The organism is Kitasatospora sp. NPDC001664, assembly GCF_053596675.1.
In genome coordinates this window covers 61,794-77,130 of record NZ_JBSFGS010000006.1, presented here as the reverse complement: position 1 = coordinate 77,130, position 15,337 = coordinate 61,794, and the positions used below count along the sequence as shown (strand labels likewise).

Annotated in this window: 17 protein-coding genes; 2 read left to right on the top strand and 15 right to left on the bottom strand. The window is 72.4% G+C overall.

The annotated features are described in order from the left end of the window. Positions 1–208: 208 nt before the first annotated feature. The 4 genes from ACWCYY_RS10710 to ACWCYY_RS10695 all read right to left on the bottom strand — a co-directional run bounded on the left by ACWCYY_RS10710 (position 209) and on the right by ACWCYY_RS10695 (position 1,844). Complete coding sequence (locus tag ACWCYY_RS10710) at positions 209–607, bottom strand: STAS domain-containing protein (protein ID WP_449795688.1); 399 nt, start codon at positions 605–607, stop codon at positions 209–211. A gap of 111 nt (positions 608–718) precedes the next feature. Further along, a complete protein-coding gene (locus ACWCYY_RS10705) occupies positions 719–1,093 on the bottom strand; it encodes a helix-turn-helix transcriptional regulator (RefSeq protein ID WP_345290307.1) in 375 nt (124 codons plus the stop codon). Positions 1,094–1,239: 146 nt separating this feature from the next. Next, a complete protein-coding gene (locus ACWCYY_RS10700; RefSeq protein WP_345290308.1) occupies positions 1,240–1,413 on the bottom strand; it encodes a CsbD family protein in 174 nt (57 codons plus the stop codon). 65 nt (positions 1,414–1,478) lie between these two features. Continuing rightward, on the bottom strand, positions 1,479–1,844 hold the full coding sequence (locus ACWCYY_RS10695; protein WP_345290309.1) for a PRC-barrel domain-containing protein: 366 nt from the start codon (positions 1,842–1,844) through the stop codon (positions 1,479–1,481). Between the two features lie 254 nt (positions 1,845–2,098). Here ACWCYY_RS10695 and ACWCYY_RS10690 point away from each other — a divergent pair, with 254 nt between their 5' ends. Continuing rightward, positions 2,099–3,313, top strand: a complete 1,215-nt coding sequence (locus ACWCYY_RS10690) for a PP2C family protein-serine/threonine phosphatase (RefSeq protein ID WP_449795687.1) — start codon at positions 2,099–2,101, stop codon at positions 3,311–3,313. Positions 3,314–3,371: 58 nt separating this feature from the next. Here the strand turns inward: ACWCYY_RS10690 and ACWCYY_RS10685 are convergent, their stop codons facing one another. Together ACWCYY_RS10685 and fusA are read right to left on the bottom strand one after the other, a co-directional pair. Further along, entirely contained in the window at positions 3,372–3,968 is a 597-nt protein-coding gene (locus ACWCYY_RS10685; protein WP_345290311.1) for a TetR/AcrR family transcriptional regulator, read from the bottom strand. A 144-nt stretch (positions 3,969–4,112) separates the two neighbouring features. Continuing rightward, positions 4,113–6,245 (bottom strand): elongation factor G, encoded by a 2,133-nt coding sequence (fusA, locus tag ACWCYY_RS10680; RefSeq protein ID WP_345290312.1) that lies wholly within the window; start codon positions 6,243–6,245, stop codon positions 4,113–4,115. A gap of 234 nt (positions 6,246–6,479) precedes the next feature. Between fusA and ACWCYY_RS10675 the strand changes: the two genes are divergently transcribed. Continuing rightward, positions 6,480–6,983, top strand: coding sequence for an FBP domain-containing protein (locus ACWCYY_RS10675; protein ID WP_345290313.1), 504 nt, complete (start codon positions 6,480–6,482; stop codon positions 6,981–6,983). Between the two features lie 53 nt (positions 6,984–7,036). Here ACWCYY_RS10675 and ACWCYY_RS10670 read toward each other — a convergent pair whose 3' ends face one another. From ACWCYY_RS10670 to ACWCYY_RS10630, 9 genes are all read right to left on the bottom strand, one after another. Further along, positions 7,037–7,954, bottom strand: coding sequence for a PEP/pyruvate-binding domain-containing protein (locus tag ACWCYY_RS10670; RefSeq protein ID WP_449795686.1), 918 nt, complete (start codon positions 7,952–7,954; stop codon positions 7,037–7,039). Between the two features lie 262 nt (positions 7,955–8,216). After that, positions 8,217–8,993 carry a class I SAM-dependent methyltransferase gene (locus ACWCYY_RS10665; RefSeq protein ID WP_270147342.1) on the bottom strand — a complete coding sequence of 259 codons (777 nt, stop codon included), beginning with the start codon at positions 8,991–8,993 and terminating at the stop codon, positions 8,217–8,219. 62 nt (positions 8,994–9,055) lie between these two features. After that, the gene (locus ACWCYY_RS10660; RefSeq protein WP_449795685.1) at positions 9,056–10,042 is read right to left on the bottom strand and encodes an aldo/keto reductase; all 987 of its coding nucleotides are present in this window, start codon (positions 10,040–10,042) and stop codon (positions 9,056–9,058) included. After that, positions 10,039–11,670, bottom strand: coding sequence for a GMC oxidoreductase (locus ACWCYY_RS10655; RefSeq protein ID WP_449795684.1), 1,632 nt, complete (start codon positions 11,668–11,670; stop codon positions 10,039–10,041). Before ACWCYY_RS10655 ends, ACWCYY_RS10660 begins: the two co-directional genes overlap by 4 nt. Positions 11,671–11,687: 17 nt before the next feature. Next, entirely contained in the window at positions 11,688–12,860 is a 1,173-nt protein-coding gene (locus ACWCYY_RS10650; RefSeq protein WP_345290317.1) for an acyl-CoA dehydrogenase family protein, read from the bottom strand. Next, complete coding sequence (locus tag ACWCYY_RS10645) at positions 12,857–13,591, bottom strand: 4'-phosphopantetheinyl transferase family protein (RefSeq protein WP_345290318.1); 735 nt, start codon at positions 13,589–13,591, stop codon at positions 12,857–12,859. Before ACWCYY_RS10645 ends, ACWCYY_RS10650 begins: the two co-directional genes overlap by 4 nt. Next, entirely contained in the window at positions 13,588–14,322 is a 735-nt protein-coding gene (locus ACWCYY_RS10640) for a class II aldolase/adducin family protein (RefSeq protein WP_345290319.1), read from the bottom strand. The genes ACWCYY_RS10645 and ACWCYY_RS10640 overlap by 4 nt, the downstream gene beginning before the upstream one ends. Next, complete coding sequence (locus ACWCYY_RS10635) at positions 14,319–15,068, bottom strand: dihydrodipicolinate reductase C-terminal domain-containing protein (protein ID WP_345290320.1); 750 nt, start codon at positions 15,066–15,068, stop codon at positions 14,319–14,321. The genes ACWCYY_RS10640 and ACWCYY_RS10635 overlap by 4 nt, the downstream gene beginning before the upstream one ends. Then, positions 15,061–15,330: a hypothetical protein gene (locus ACWCYY_RS10630; RefSeq protein ID WP_345290321.1), complete on the bottom strand. Its 270-nt coding sequence runs from the start codon at positions 15,328–15,330 to the stop codon at positions 15,061–15,063. The genes ACWCYY_RS10635 and ACWCYY_RS10630 overlap by 8 nt, the downstream gene beginning before the upstream one ends. Between the last annotated feature and the right edge of the window lie 7 nt (positions 15,331–15,337).

Here is a 15,337-nt window from a genome sequence, read left to right as displayed (position 1 = left end):
GTCGAACCGCTCGCTCGCCTCGCGCAGCGGTCACCCGCAACCCCGGCATGCCGCTGGGGAGTTCGGCTTCGATCAGGCCGCGGTCGGTGATCCGCCCCAGCGGTGCGCAGCCCGCCGGAGCAGCCGGGATCAGCGGTTGGCACGGCCGACTCCGGCGATGCGGTCGCTCGCGCGCGGCATTCACCACGACGGGAGCGGGGCGCGGCCCTCACTCCTCCTGGCCGTGGGCGAGGGCGGCTTCGACGGTCTCGGTGATGGTGAACACGTCCGTGGTGCCGGTGGCCCAGAGCAGCCGGCCGATGCGCTCGCCGACCCCGGCGACCACGAGGTCGACTCCGGCGGCGGCAGCGGCCGTGCGGGTTTTCAGCAGGGCGTTGAGGCCGGCCGAGTCGCAGTAGCCGACCCCGCTCATGTCGACGACCAGGCGGGACGGCCGGGCCTCCAGGGCCCGGGTGAGGACGTCCTCCAGCGCGGCCCCCTCGTCCAGGTCGATCTCCCCGGCGAGGTGCACGACCGTGGCGCCGTCGGCGGTGCTGTCCTCGGTGATCGTCAACTGGAGCGGCGGGGACCAGCCCTCGGGGTGCGGGGTGATGTGCGAGGGGTCCATCAGCGCGCTCCCCTCAAGGAACGAGTCGGCGCCGTGCCGGGGCCGGGCCGTGCTCCACCGGATCGGCCCGGGCAGGGTCCGCCCGTGTGCTGCCGGGCCCGCCGGGTGGGGTCAGAGGTGCTCGTCACGCTCATCTCGGTCACCACCGGGAGGGAGAGGGAGCCGGACCGGAGCAGAAGGACCACCGTGGCCGGAATCGTCGAACAGCTCCAGCAGTCCGGCGATCTCGTGACGTGCCTCGGCGGGATGACGGAAGGTCATGTGCCGGACGACGTCGTAGTGGTTGCGCCGCCCGTGGCGGACCCGGGTCAGGTAGCCGGCCGTCTCCAGGTCGGACACCACGGACTGCACCGCCCGCTCGGTGAGGCCGCACGTGGCGGCCAGATCCCGCAACCGCACCTCCGGGTCGCGCGAGACCGTCAGCAGCACCCGCGCGTGCTGGGTCAGGAACGTCCAGCTGGTACGGGGCTCACGCCTGTCCGCCACCCCTCAAGTGTGCACCCGCATTCCGGCATGGCAACTCCGGAGTGCGGGGACGCCGGGCGGCTCCTGGAACCACAGCGCGGCGCCGAGACGGTCACGGGGCCCGCCACCGTCCTCGCTCGGATGGTGGCGGGCCCCGTGACGGCGGGTCAGCGCTTGAAGGCGTCCTTCACGTGCTCGCCCGCCTGCTTGAGGTCACCCTTGGCCTGGTCGACCTTGCCCTCAGCCTCCAGGCGCTCGTTCCCCGACGCCTTGCCGGTGGCCTCCTTGACCTTGCCCTTCGCCTTCTCCGCTACGTTCTTGACCTTGTCGCTCGCGCTCATGCCGTCCTCCGTTCCGTCGGAGCGGTCCCGTACCGCCGCCGTCCCTCGCCTCCGATGACCGGTCGTCAGAAGACCGGACCGCCGTAGAAGGGGCCGTAGTAGCCGGCGTACCGCTCGCGGTAGTCGGTGTCGTCCTCGTGCTTGTGGGGGTCGAACTCGGGGCCGTCCTTGATCTCGTCCTTGGTCCGGTCGACGTGGACCACCTCGTTCCCGAGGTCCACCCGGGAGACGGTCCCGGCGGGCAGCAGGACGTGCCTGCCGAAGATCCACGGCCCGGTGTCCACCACCAGGTAGTTCGACTCGGCCTCCTCGGAGAGCCGGTCGATCTTGCCGATGTGGCCGTCGGTCGCCTCGACCTTGAAGCCCACCAGGTCGGCTCCGGAGACGTGGCCGGAGTCGGCACGGAACGCCCAGATGTCGACGGTTCCCATCGTGTTGCCTCCCATCTCGCCGCACCGCGGACGGTCTCCCGCAGTGCGTCCTCGGGCCGCGCCTGCCCCGTGACCGCCGAACCCATGCCTGCCGACCTGAACCTGCTGCCCGGTGTGACGACCGATCAGGGCGAGGGCGACGACTGGCCAAGGGAACCTTCACGGTCGCCGCTCCTGCCGCACGGTCGGGCGGCGGCCGCTGATCGGCTCCACACTCGAAGCGGAAGGTTCCGTCGCGACAGGTGGGTGCCGGAATGTCCGGACGATGGCAGTCAGCGCTGGCCCGGTTCCTGGAGCGTTCGCACTCCCTGGCGCCCCAGGACGTGGCCGCGCTCGTCGAGGAGACCGCGCGCCACCTGGGTCTGGACTCCGCGACCGTCCTGCTCGCCGACGTCCAACAGGAACGACTGGTGCCCTTACCGGGTCGGTCCGCCGTCGTGAACCCCGAGGAGCAGGAGATCGACGGCTCGGTGGCCGGGCGGGCCTACCGGACCGTGACGCCGCAGGTGTCGCCGCACGCGCCCGGGGTGGCACACGTGCCGCTGCTCGACGGGATCACCCGCCTCGGCGTGCTGCGGGTGACCGCCGACCGTCTCACCCCGGAGCGGCTGGAGGCCGCCACCGGGCTCGCCGCGGTGGTCGCGGTGGTCGTGGTGTCGAAGAGCGCCTTCAGCGACGAGTACGCACGGACGGTCCGGACCAGGCGGATGACCACCGCCGCCGAGATGGTGTGGGCGTTCCTGCCGCCGCAGACCATCGGCACCGAGCAGGTGACCTCCACCGCCGTGGTCGAACCGGCCTACGAAGTCGGCGGCGACGCCTTCGACCACGGACTCGACGACGGCCACCTCCACCTGACCGTGGTCGACGCCATGGGCCACGACCTGGCGGCCGGACTCTCCTCCGCCGTCGCCCTGGCCGGCGGCCGGGCCACCCGCCGCACCACGGGCACCCTCACCGACATCACCGACCGCATCGACGCCGACCTCGACCAGTGGCTGCCGGGCCGGCTCCTGACCGGGATCTTCGCGCGCCTCGACCTCACCTCCGGACAGCTCAGCTGGATCAACGCCGGCCACCCACCACCGCTGCTGATCCGTGCCAACCACGTCGTCGCCGACGCCCTGAACCCTCCCGGAGAGCTACCCCTCGGCCTCGGACCCGCCTACCGGACCACCCGAACCGTCCACCAGGCCCAGCTCGAACCCGGCGACCGCATCCTGATCCACACCGACGGCGTCACCGAAGCCCGCTCCCGCACCGGCGAACGCTACGGCGAACAGCAGCTCACCGACCTCGTCACCCGCTCCCTGGCCGCCGACGAACCGGCCCCCGAAGCCCTGCGCCGCCTCATCCGCGCCGTCCTCGACCACCACCTCGACCCACTGGACGACGACGCCACGATCCTGCTCGCCGAATGGCACCCCACCCGAGCCGTACCGTGCGAGGACGGCCTCCGACCTGTGTGAACGCCGGTCGGGACGGCAGGATTCGAAGGTGCGGCCTCTTGGGCACGAGACCGGGCCGCTACGCCTCCGGCTCGGGACGGCGGGCGCGGGGCCAGCGCTCGAGCATCTGCTGCATCGACACGACGACCTTGGTCCAGGAGTCGTTGATGTCGTGCGGGTGCCCGAAGCCTCCGCTGGACTCGATGTCGATGAAGCCGTGGAAGGCGCTGCGCATCATCCGGACCGCGTCGGTCAGGTCCGGTTCGCGCAGGTCGTAGGCGCGCAGCACCGAGTAGGTCAGTCCGGTGCTGTGGGTGAACCCGCCGGTGTCGGCGGGCAGGAGGGTGTCCGCCGAGAACTGGGTCGCCGCGTAGCGGCCGGGGTGGCGCAGCGCGTAGCCCCGGTAGGCGTGGGCGAAGGCGGTGAGGCGGTCACCGGGCGAGGACCGGCCCGCGATGGACTCGGCGAGGCGGCTGCTCAGTTCCTCGGCCGCCAGCGAAGCCACCCGGGCGCGCATTTCGTGCAGGCCCCCGATGTGGGAGTAGAGGCTGGCGTCCTTGACTCCGAAGCCGCGTGCGAGCGCCGAGATGGTGACGTTCGCGAAGCCGACGCTGTCGGCCAGGTCGGCCGCGGCGTGGACGATGCGGCTGGTGGTCAGGCCGACGCGTGCACCCAATTCGTTCGCTCCTCAAGCATGACCGGCCCGACGCGGACGGTAGGGCGGGACGACGGAAGGCTTCCGGTTCGGCGGGGTGACGGTGAAGCACCGCGTCCCGCACCGCCGGGGGCGATGGTGCGGGACGCGGGCGACACCGGTGGCTCACTCGCCCCGGAGCTTGGCGATGATCCCCTCGGCGATGGCGCGCGGGACCTCGGCATAGCCGTGGAACTGCATGCTGTAGCTGGCCCGGCCGGAGGTCTTGCCGCGCAGGTCGCCGACGTAGCCGAACATCTCGGACAGCGGCACCATGGCCTGCACCAGGCGCGCGCCGGCGCGCTCGTCCATGGCCTGGATCTGGCCGCGGCGGGAGTTGATGTCGCCGATGACCTCGCCCAGGTAGTCCTCGGGGGTGGTGACCTCGACGGCCATGATCGGCTCCAGGAGCGCGGGGTGGGCCATCCGGGCGGCCTCCTTGAAGGCCTGCGAACCGGCGATCTTGAAGGCGAGTTCGGAGGAGTCGACCTCGTGGTAGCCGCCGTCGAGCAGGGTGACGCGGATGCCGGTCATCTCGTAGCCGGCCAGGACGCCGAACTTCATCGCCTCGCGGCAGCCGGCGTCGACGGAGGGGATGTACTCCTTGGGCACCCGCCCGCCGGTCACCTTGTTGACGAACTCGTAGGTGGCCTCCGCGCCGTCCTCGAGGGGCTCGATCGCGATCTGGATCTTGGCGAACTGGCCGGACCCGCCGGTCTGCTTCTTGTGGGTGTAGTCGACGCGCTCGACGGCCTTGCGGATGGTCTCGCGGTAGGCGACCTGCGGCTTGCCGACGTTGGCCTCGACCCGGAACTCCCGCTTCATGCGGTCGACCAGCACCTCCAGGTGCAACTCCCCCATGCCTCCGATGACGGTCTGCCCGGTCTCCTCGTCCGCGTGGACCTGGAAGGAGGGGTCCTCCTCGGCCAGGCGCTGGATCGCCACGCTGAGCTTCTCCTGGTCGCCCTTCGACTTGGGCTCGATGGCGACCTCGATGACCGGCCTGGGGAAGTCCATCGACTCCAGGACGACCGGCTGCCGCTCGTCGCACAGGGTCTCGCCGGTGACGGTCTGCTTGAGGCCCATGACGGCCACGATGTCGCCGGCCCCGGCCGCGTCGATCTCGGTGCGCTTGTTGGCGTGCATCCGGTAGACCTTGCCGATGCGCTCCCGACGGCCCTTGACCGGGTTCAGCACCGAACTGCCGGAGTCCAGCCGGCCGGAGTAGATCCGGACGAAGGTGAGCTTGCCCAGGTGCGGGTCCGACATGATCTTGAACGCCAGGGCGGAGAGCGGCTCGTCGTCGCTGGGCTCGCGCCGCAGGACCTCCTCCGGGTCGGCGACCGCGTGGCCCTCCACCGCACCGATGTCCAGGGGCGAGGGCAGGTAGCGCGCCACCGCGTCCAGGAGTGGCTGGACGCCCTTGTTCTTGAACGCCGAACCGCAGAACACCGGCGTGACGGTGCTGCTGCCGCCCGCCCCGGTGGAGGCGATCGTGATGCGCCGGACCGCGGCGTCCAGCTGTGCCACGGTGGGCTCGGTGCCCTCCAGGTACAGCTCCATGATCTGCTCGTCGTTCTCCGCGACGGCCTCGATCAGCCGGCCGCGCCACAGGTCGGCGGCCTCGGCGTGCTCGGCCGGGATGTCGAGCACGTCGTACATCTCGCCCTTGGCCGCGTCCGGGGACCAGAGCAGCGCCTTCATCCGCACCAGGTCGATCACGCCCCGGAAGTCGGCCTCGGCGCCGATCGGGAGCTGCATCACCAGGGGGTGCGCCCCCAGCCGGTCGGAGATCATGTCGACGCAGCGCAGGAAGTCGGCGCCGGTGCGGTCGAGCTTGTTCACGAAGCAGATCCGCGGCACCCCGTAGCGGTCGGCCTGCCGCCACACCGTCTCCGACTGCGGCTCGACACCGGCCACTCCGTCGAACACGGTGACCGCGCCGTCGAGCACCCGCAGGTTGCGCTCCACCTCGATGGTGAAGTCGACGTGCCCGGGGGTGTCGATCAGGTTCACGGTGTGGTCGACGCCGTCCAACTCCCAGTGGCAGGTGGTCGCGGCCGAGGTGATGGTGATCCCTCGTTCCTGCTCCTGCTCCATCCAGTCCATCGTGGCGGCGCCGTCGTGGACCTCGCCGATCTTGTACGACACACCGGTGTAGAAGAGGATCCGCTCGGTGGTCGTCGTCTTGCCTGCGTCGATGTGCGCCATGATCCCGATGTTGCGGACGGCAGCCAGGTCGAGCGAGTTCTCAGCCATGACGATCAGTACTTCCTGCGCGGTGGACGGATGGTCGAGTCGGGCTTCTCCTGTGACGCGTCGTCAGAGTCCGGCGGAAACGGCCGAGTTCAGGACGGACGGCACCAGGCATGGCGCTCGACGGATGCCGTGAGGGCACCCATGGTATGAGCGGGGGATCCGCTGGACACGACCCTATACCTAGGATGGATTGGCTTTTGCCTAATATACACAGGGGCGCTATCGTGAGGAAGCATGAAGGCACTGACTGACCCGGAGATCCGCGCATCGTTCGTCAACTGCACCAAGGGGGAAGCGAGCCGGATCGCGCTGCCGCGCCACCTGGACGAACTCCCTTGGGAGGACATGGACTTCATGGGTTGGCGGGACCCCGGAGCCCCCACCCGGAGCTACATCGTCGCCGAGCACGACGGCCGGCTCGTCGGCGTCGCGCTGCGCTTCGCCCAGCGGACCGTCGGCGCCCACCACGGCTCCATGTGCTCGATCTGCCTGACCACGCATGTCGCCTCGGGCGTATCCCTGATGACGGCCCGTAAGGCGCGCCGGGCCAGCGACGACGAGTACGTGTCGGCCGGCGAGTACTTCTGCAGCGACCTCGCCTGCTCGCTGTACGTCCGGGAGAAGAAGCGCGCGGACGCGTCGGGGATCCGGATGAAGGAGAACCTCACCACGGAGGAGAAGATCACCCGCACCCGGGTGAACCTGTCGAAGTTCCTGACCAGGGTCGTCACGGCCTAGGAACTGTGGGGCCGGTACGGCCTCGGCTCCCGCCGAACCCGTACCGGCCGCTCTCAGCGGGGCCGGCGCCGCCCGAGCCGGGTGACGACCGCCGGGCGGGCCTGGACGAGGTGGATCTCGCCGTCCGCGGTGATGGCGCCCTCGATCTCCTGGGGCCCGCCGAAGTGGCTCTCCAACCCGCGGGCCAGCCGGGCGATCCGGCGTGCGGTCTGGACGTCGAGCACCGGACGGTGCGCCAGGTCCTCGGGCACCTCGACGACGGTGGTGCCCCCGGTGTCGGCGGGCACCAGTCGGCGGGTCTTGCGCACCGTGCGCAGCTCGACCACGCCGGTGCCGACGTCCACCGAGAAGTGGTCGACGTCCGCCCTCCCTCCCGTCACGCCCTCGCCCAGTCCGTAGGCCGCCGCCAGATGAGCCTGGTCGGCGGTGTCCGGGGCGCTGCGGAGATCGCGGCTGACGGCCACGAAGGACCGCTCGGCCCGTACCAGTCGCTGGATCCCCACCGCCATCCGGGTCGCCGCCGGGTCACCGCCGCGGGCGAAGCGGTCGAGCACCCGCTCGGTGGTGAAGGCCGAGGCCCAGCACTGGGACACCCGGTCGACGAGCTCATCGCGCCCGACCACCGGGAAGCCGCCACCCGGGGCCGGGGCCGCCTCCTCCCCGCCGCCGTGCGCTCCTGCCCGGGCGGGCACCGCACAGGACCGCACCATCACGGTGCCACCGTCGTCGGTCAGGCGGTCGTACGCCTCCAGCAGCGCCGCGGCCAGGGCGTCCGGCACCCCGGCGGCGCGCACCCGGGCACGGGCCCGCGCCGCCCAGGCCGCCAGCTCCCCCGAATCCCGCACGGCCGGAGCGCCGATGCCGGTCTCGGCCCGCACCGCGTCGAAGGCCTCGACCGACACGCACACGAATTCCGGCACCCGGTACCCGGCGGCCAGCAGTCGAGCCTGACGTGCGAACTTGTGCCCCACCAGTAGTGGATCGGCGGCCTGCGTCGCGCCCCCGGGGAAGACCAGTCGGTGCGCCGCCGGCGCCGCCGCCCGTCGTCCGCCCCGCGCATCCGCCGTCGCGGCCAGTCGCGCCTGTTCCGATATCACCGGTGCCTCCTCCTCACCCGATCGCCGGTGTCGCATGCCGTACCGCACAGCGCGTCGGGTGCCGCCGGCCGTGGCCTGCGGCACCCGACGCGTTTCCGGGGCGGGGGCGTCGACGCCCCCGCGGCCCGCCTCGCCGTCACTGACCCCACTGCATGTAGATCACCGGCGGCTCACGGCCGGGCAGCTGCTTCAGCGGCGCGAAGTCCAGGCCGAGCACCTCGCGCAGGGCCGTGGTCTCGCCCGGCCACTTGGGGTGGGCGAGCTCGTCGAAGGCCAGGATGCTGCCCTTGGTCAGGTGCGGCTTGATCGCCTCGAGCAGCTCCTTGGTCGGCTGGTACAGGTCCAGGTCGAAGTAGGCCATGGCGATGATCGTCTCGGGGTTGTCGGCCAGGTACTGCGGCACCGTCTCGCGGACGTCGCCCTGGACGACGAAGGAGCGCTGGGTGTGGCCGAAGGGCTCGGTGGCCTCGTGGGCGGCGAGCACCTCGCGCAGGTGCTGCACCTCACCGTCGGGCACGGCGAAGCGGCCGGGCACGGCGCTGGTGCTGACCTTGTCGACCGAGTCGATGTCCTCGGGGAATCCGGTGAAGGTGTCGAAGCCGACGATGCGGCGCAGCGAGTTGTAGGGCTCGTAGATGCTGCGCAGCGCGGTCAGGGTGGCCAGGTGGCGGCCGTGGAGGACACCGAACTCCATGATGGTGCCCGGCACGTCGCCCAGCATGCGGTACAGCTGGTCCATGGACAGCAGGTCGGCCAGCTGGTGGCGGCGCATGTAGACGGCGAGGTTGTCGATCAGGTACTGCGGCGGGATCGGCGTCTCGACGAGCAGCTTGGTCAGGCGCTCGCGGGCGTCGCGGTCCTGGGCCGACTCGTGCGGCACGATCAGCGGGTCGGTGAACTTCTCTGCCGTCATGGGAGGTTGTCCTTTCGAGTGGTGCCGGGCCGACCGGTCCGGCGGATCCGTGGGTGTGGTGGTCAGGAGAGCCATGCGTCGGGGGCGGGGCCGCCCCGTCCGACCGGCGGGAACAGCTGGTCGAGCTGGGACAGGAGGGCCTCGGGCGGCGGTGAGGTGAGGGCGGCGAGCGCACCGTCGATGTGCTGCTCGGTGCGCGGACCGATCACCGCGGCGGTCACCCCGGGGCGGGACAGCGTCCAGGCCAGCGCCGCCTGCGCGGGATCGGTGTCGAAGTCGGCGCACAGCTTCTCGTAGGCCTCGATGGTGTCCCGGTGCTCCAGCAGGGCCTCCGCCGCCCGGCCCTGGGCCGACTTGACGGCGTCGTTGTCGCGGATCTTGCGCAACACGCCGCTGAGCAGGCCGCCGTGGAGCGGCGACCAGACCAGCACGCCGAGTCCGTAGGCGGCGGCCGCGGGGATGACCTCCAGCTCGGGGTGGCGGGTGACCAGGTTGTAGACGCACTGCTCGGACACCAGGCCCAGGCCGTTGCGGCGCCGGGCCGCCTCCTGGGCGGAGGCGATGTCCCAGCCGGCGAAGTTCGAGGACCCGACGTAGCGCACCTTGCCCTGGGTGACGAGCAGGTCCATCGCCTGCCAGATCTCGTCCCAGCCGACGGACCGGTCGATGTGGTGCATCTGGTACAGGTCGATGTGGTCCGTGCCCAGTCGGCGCAGCGAGGCCTCGCAGCCGGCGACGATGTTGCGGGCGGACAGGCCCTGGTCGTTGAGGCCGTCGCCCATCGGGTCGCCGACCTTGGTGGCGAGCACCACCTGGTCGCGACGGGCGGGCTGCTTGGCGAGCCAGCGGCCGATGACCTCCTCGGTGTGGCCCTTGTAGACCCGCCAGCCGTAGGTGTTGGCGGTGTCGACGACGTTGATGCCCTGGGCGAGGGCGTGGTCCATCAGCCGGTGCGCCTCGGGTTCCTCCACCCGGCCGCCGAAGTTGACGGTGCCGAGGACCAGTCTGCTGACGCGCAGTCCGGTGCGGCCGAGCCGTGTGTGGATCACGTGGTCTTCCCTTCCGACGGCCCTGACGCGACGGCCAGGTCCTGGGTGGTGTCGGGCAGCCGGCGCACCAGGTCGCGCGCGCCGATCACCGCCAGCGCGACGCTGGTGAGCGTGGGGTTGCAGGCCGTGGGCGTCGGGATCACCCCGTTGCCCGCCAGGTAGAGGTTCTCCAGGCCCCAGACCCGGCAGGCAGGGTCGCAGACGCTGCTGCCGTCGTCGGCGGCGCCCATCCGTACGGTCCCCTGGTAGTGCAGGGAGCTGCCGCCGGGCAGGACCCACGGGCTCTCCTCCGCCAGCGGCCTGCCCACCAGCCCGCTCAGTCGCAGCGCCTCGGCCTGGGCGCGGCGCAGGACGCGGCGGTCCGCTTCGCCCAGGGTGTGACGGATCGTCATGGCCGGCATGCCCAGCCAGTCCTGGTCGGTGTCGCTGAACTCCAGCCGGTTGTCGCGCCGCGGCTCCTGCGCGGTGAACAGGTGGACGGAGAGCAGGGGCTTGGCGGGCGGCTCGCCGGTACCGGGGCGGGCCAGGGTGGCCGGGTCGATCCGGGTGAGCATGCCGTGGAACGGGTACTCCTCGCCGTCGCAGGGGATCCAGGTCACCCCGCTGGCCGCGAGGGTGGAGACCGTGGAGTCCGACATCACCGGCGCCGGGCCCGTCGACTCCGCTGCCACGGCCTCGGCCTCGGGCAGGTCCACCTCGGCCAGCAGCGAGACCTGGGAGTGCTCGTTGAGGTAGCGGCCCAGGGCGGCGGGGCGCACGCCGGAGGCGAAGAGCAGCTGCGGGGTCCGCAGCGGGTCGGCCGCCACCACGACGTGTTCGGCCCGCACCTGGTACGCGGTGCCGTCGGCGCGGTCGCGCAGCCGGACCCCGAGGGCGCGGCCGTCCGCGGTGAGGATCCGCTCGCAGAGCGTGCCGGGGCGCAGTTCGAAGTGCTTGTTCGCGCCGGCGGCCAGCTCGCCGAGGACCACGTCGGTGCCGCAGCGCCGGAGGCCCGCCGGGGTGTTGCGGACTGCCATCGGCATGGGCTGCACCCGCCGCCCGGGGGCGCGGTCCTCGTCCAGGTCCGCGCCGAGCACCTGCCGCAGGTGGGCGGCGAAGGCCGAGCCCTGGAACTGCGTGCTCGAGACGTCGAGCAGTCGCTCGGCGACGGTGAGGGCCTCGTCCAGGACGGCGGGGTCGAGGAACGGGATCCGCTCGGTGCCGTCCGGACGGGGACTGGCGCCGAACCAGTGGGATCCCATGCCGCCGACGTTGCAGGCCTGTTGGGCCGCCGGCCATCCGTCGCCGGCGGGCTCGCCGGAGCCCACCGGGATCAGCCCGGGCCGGGTGAGGAGCGCGCGGGCGCGGTCCTCGGGGGTCCGGTGCTGGGCGACGGCCGAGGCTGCCGAGAGCGGGTAGCGGTGCTGGTGGGGGCCCTGGGAGGCGAGGACGGCGCGTTCGCGCTCTCCCGCGTCGGTCAGGTTGGCCAGGTGCGCGCCGGGCGGGTCGGTGACGGCGGGGCCGGCCTCGACCATCAGCACCCGGGCCCGGGGCCGGGCGTCGGTGACGAGACGGGCGTAGGCCGCCCCGGTGGGGCCGCTGCCGACGATGACGACGTCGACGTGCTCGGTGAAGTGCGGTTCGGACACGGCTGCGGTCCCCTCGGTCACAGCGAACGGGCGATGACGATGCGCTGGATCTGGTTGGTGCCTTCGATGATCTGGAGCAGCTTGGCCTCCCTCATCCAGCGTTCGACCGGGTGGTCCTGGACGTATCCGTAGGCGCCCAGGGCCTGCACGGCATCGGTGGTGACGCGCATCGCGGTATCGGTGGCGAACAGCTTGGCGCGGGCGGCCGCGGCGGTGACGGCGGAGGGCGCGGCCCCCCGGTCGAGGGCCTGGGCGGCCTCGCGGACCAGCGCGCGGGCGGCCGCGACCTGGGTGGACATGTCGGCGAGCATGAAGGCCAGCCCCTGGAAGTCGGCGACGGGGCGCCCGAACTGACGGCGGGTCTTGGCGTAGGCGACCGCGTAGTCCACGGCGGCCGCGGCCAGCCCCACGGCGCAGGCCGCGATGCCCAGGCGGCCGCGGTCGAACAGACCGGAGGCGATCAGGAACCCCTTGCCGGGCCGGCCGATCAGGCGCTCGGCCGGCACCTGCGCGCCGTCCAGGGCGATGGCCGCGGTGGGTGACGAGCGCGTGCCCATCTTCTTCTCCAGGCCCTGCACCACCAGGCCGTGGGTGTCGGCGGCGGTGAGCAGCACGGACAGTCCGCGCGCGCCCTCGCCCCCGGTGCGGCAGAAGATGTTGTAGAAGTCGGCCTGACCGGCGTGGCTGATCCAGGACTTGGTGCCCTGGAGCGTGTAGGCGTCCTGCGAGCGGTCCAGGCGGGCGGTGCAGGCCAGCGCCGAGATGTCGGAGCCGGCCTCGGCCTCGGAGATGCAGTTGGCGCCGAGCCGCCGGCCGCCCAGCATGTCCGGCAGCCACCGCTCGCGCTGGCGGTCGGTGCCGTAGGCGGCCAGCGGGTAGCAGGACAGGACGTGGATGTTGACCGACTGGGCGACGGCGAGCCAGCGCCGGGCGAGGACCTCCAGGACGGTGAGGTACTCCTCGTAGCCCAGGCCGCCGCCGCCGTACTCGGCGGGGTAGGGCAGGCTGAGCAGCCCGGCCCGGCCGAGGGTGTCGAGGATCTCCCGCGGGAAGTGCGACTGCGCCTCGAAAGTGTCGGCGTTGGGGGCGAGTTCCTTGTCCGCCAGCTCCTCGGCCAGGGCCAGGAGCTCGCGCACCTCCTCCTTGGTCGCTGCACGGGGTCCGTCGGCGACGAGGGGTAGAGCGGTCATCGGGTCGGCGCCTCTCGGTGAGGATGGGTGTCGTGGACGGTACGGCGGGGGCCGGGGGTGCCGGCCGGCAGCGCGATGCGCAGGCGGACCCGGTGGGCGGGTCCGTCGAAGGCGAGGGCCGCGGCGCAGCCGCCCAGCGGGGGCAGCGTGCGCCAGGCGAAGTCCCGGCCGTGGCCGCGCCGGGCCAGCAAGGGCCCGGGGAACCGGCCCGGGGAACGGGTCAGACCGCGTCCGGTGGCCTTGGCGTGTGCCTCGAGGATCGTCCAGCGCCGGGCCAGGGCGGTGGGACGGCGGTCGGGCTCCAGGGCGGCCAGTTCGCGCTGCTGCTCGGGTGTGCAGCAGCGCCGCAGCAGGCCGTCGGTGACCGGGACCGGCGCCTGGAGGTCGATGCCGACGGCGCGGCCGACGGCGACGGCCACGGCGACGGTCCCGCCGCTGTGGGACAGGCTGATGCCGGTCGCCGGCCGGTCCGCCAGCACGGGCTTGCCGCGGTCGGTCAGGACGATCCGGCTGGCGGCGGCCCCCGCTTCGAGGGTGTGGCCCAGAGCCCACCTCAGCAGTCCGCGCCCGGCGGTGAACTCCCGGGCCCGGTGCGGCGGGTAGGCCGCCGCACCGGTCCGTTCGACCGCGCTGAGCAGGTGCCCGTAGCGGTCCGCGGCGGTGGCGACGTCGCAGACGGCCACCAGGATGCCGGAGGTGGCGTGGCCGCTCACCACGTGCTGATGTCTCACCACGTGCTGATGTCCGGCCAGCTGCGCCGGACCCGGCGCACGGCGTAGTCCCAGTAGGAGCGCACCGACAGGTCGGCGTAGACGAAGTCGCGCTTCAGGGCGACGTCCGTGTCGCTCGACCAGCTGTAGGGGACGCCGGTCTGTTCGGCGAGCAGTTGCAGCCGGCAGGCGCGCTCGAGGACCTGGGCGAACACGGCCGCGTGCCGCACGCTCCGGCCGATCACCACCGAGCCGTGGTTGCGCAGCAGGACGCCGTTGCCGTCGCCGAGCGCGTGGGCGATGGCCTCGCCGGTCTCCTGGTCCAGGACCGTGTTGCTGGTCAGGGTGAACAGGCCCAGGGCGTCGACGAAGTGCGCGCCGTCGTGCGAGACGGGTCGCAGCGTCAGGTCCGTGGCGCCGAACACCAGGGTGTGCGGGGCGTGGCTGTGCACGATGCCGTTGACGTCCGGGCGGGCGCGGTAGATCGCTTGGTGCAGCGGGAGTTCCGGTGGGGCCAGCGGATCGACGGGAGCCGCCGGGTCGGTGTCGGCCGCCACGATCTGGTCGGGACCCGCCTCGTCGAACCCCACCAGGGCGTTCTTGATGTAGAAGGTGTCCGAGCCGGGCATCCGCGCGGAGATCTGACCCTGGTTGAAGTCGTCGTGCCCGTCCAGGGAGAGCATCCGGGCGCCCAGGGCGATCTGCTCGGCCATCCGGGTCGGCACCCGGGCTCCGGTCGTGGTCGCCGTCACCGGACCCCCTCCGCTCGGCCGGTGGCGCGCTCCATGGCGGCCACCATGTCGTCGAACACCTCGTGGACGGTGTAGCTGCCGGGGGTGTGGCCCACGGCCCAGGTCGCGACCCCGATGGCGCCGGCCGCGGCCGCCCGGAGCGAGGTGACGTGATGGCTGATCACCAGGCTCTGCTCCGGCCAGCCGAGGCTGACGGTGTGGTCGCTGACGGCGGGCCCGTGGCGCAGCGAGGCCACGTCGGCGGGGTCGGCCCCGGTCTGCCGGGTCCACTCCCGGGCCAGCAACTCGGCCGTGGCGCTGGGCCGGTGGGCCTTGGTGACCGGGTGGCGTTCCAGCACCGCGGCCTCGGGCACGGCGCCGTCGATGCCGGCCCGCGCCATCGTCGTCACCACCTGCGCGACGCCGCGCAGGGCGCGGGTCTGCAGGTAGTTGCCCAGCGACAGGTTGGCGGCCAGCACCACCGGCACCCCGGCGGCCAGGGCTCGCAGTCGCCGCACCTGGACCTCGGGCAGCGCGGAGACGCACTCGACCAGCGGCAGTCCGAACTCGGCGCACAGGTCGGCGACTTGGCCGGTGACGGCCGGGGCGGAGCAGTCGATGACGACGTCGGCCGCGGGGCCTCGGCGCCAGGTGTCCACGGCGCGGGGCTCGTAGACCCGCACGGAGTGCCCCTCGGCCCGGGCGAGTCCGCCGACCGCCGCGGCGAGCCGGCCGGTGCCGACGATCCCCAGGACCGGCTCAGGCATCGCCGGACTCCAACTGCTGACAGACCAGGTCGACGATGCTGTCGATGGTCTCGAAGCGCTCGCTGTCCTCCTCCGGGTCCAGGTAGACACCGAGCTCGTTCTCCACGGTGTCGATCATCCGGATGTAGGCGAGGGAGGAGTAACTGACGGCCGGTAGCGACCAGTTGGCGGCGGCGAGGGCCTGCTCGGTCAGATCGCCCTCGGCGGCGCCGAGCACGATGCGCACGATGCGCGGACGGATCTGGTTCGAGGACACGGGCATGACGGCG

Bases quoted from the DNA above. Each gene is read 5' to 3' on its own strand.
- ACWCYY_RS10710 (WP_449795688.1), bottom strand. From the start codon at position 607: ATGGACCCCTCGCACATCACCCCGCACCCCGAGGGCTGGTCCCCGCCG.
- ACWCYY_RS10700 (WP_345290308.1), bottom strand. From the start codon at position 1,413: ATGAGCGCGAGCGACAAGGTCAAGAACGTAGCGGAGAAGGCGAAGGGC.
- ACWCYY_RS10695 (WP_345290309.1), bottom strand. From the start codon at position 1,844: ATGGGAACCGTCGACATCTGGGCGTTCCGTGCCGACTCCGGCCACGTC.
- ACWCYY_RS10690 (WP_449795687.1), top strand. From the start codon at position 2,099: ATGTCCGGACGATGGCAGTCAGCGCTGGCCCGGTTCCTGGAGCGTTCG.
- fusA (WP_345290312.1), bottom strand. From the start codon at position 6,245: ATGGCTGAGAACTCGCTCGACCTGGCTGCCGTCCGCAACATCGGGATC.
- ACWCYY_RS10675 (WP_345290313.1), top strand. From the start codon at position 6,480: ATGAAGGCACTGACTGACCCGGAGATCCGCGCATCGTTCGTCAACTGC.
- ACWCYY_RS10665 (WP_270147342.1), bottom strand. From the start codon at position 8,993: ATGACGGCAGAGAAGTTCACCGACCCGCTGATCGTGCCGCACGAGTCG.
- ACWCYY_RS10650 (WP_345290317.1), bottom strand. From the start codon at position 12,860: ATGACCGCTCTACCCCTCGTCGCCGACGGACCCCGTGCAGCGACCAAG.
- ACWCYY_RS10635 (WP_345290320.1), bottom strand. From the start codon at position 15,068: ATGCCTGAGCCGGTCCTGGGGATCGTCGGCACCGGCCGGCTCGCCGCG.
- ACWCYY_RS10630 (WP_345290321.1), bottom strand. From the start codon at position 15,330: ATGCCCGTGTCCTCGAACCAGATCCGTCCGCGCATCGTGCGCATCGTG.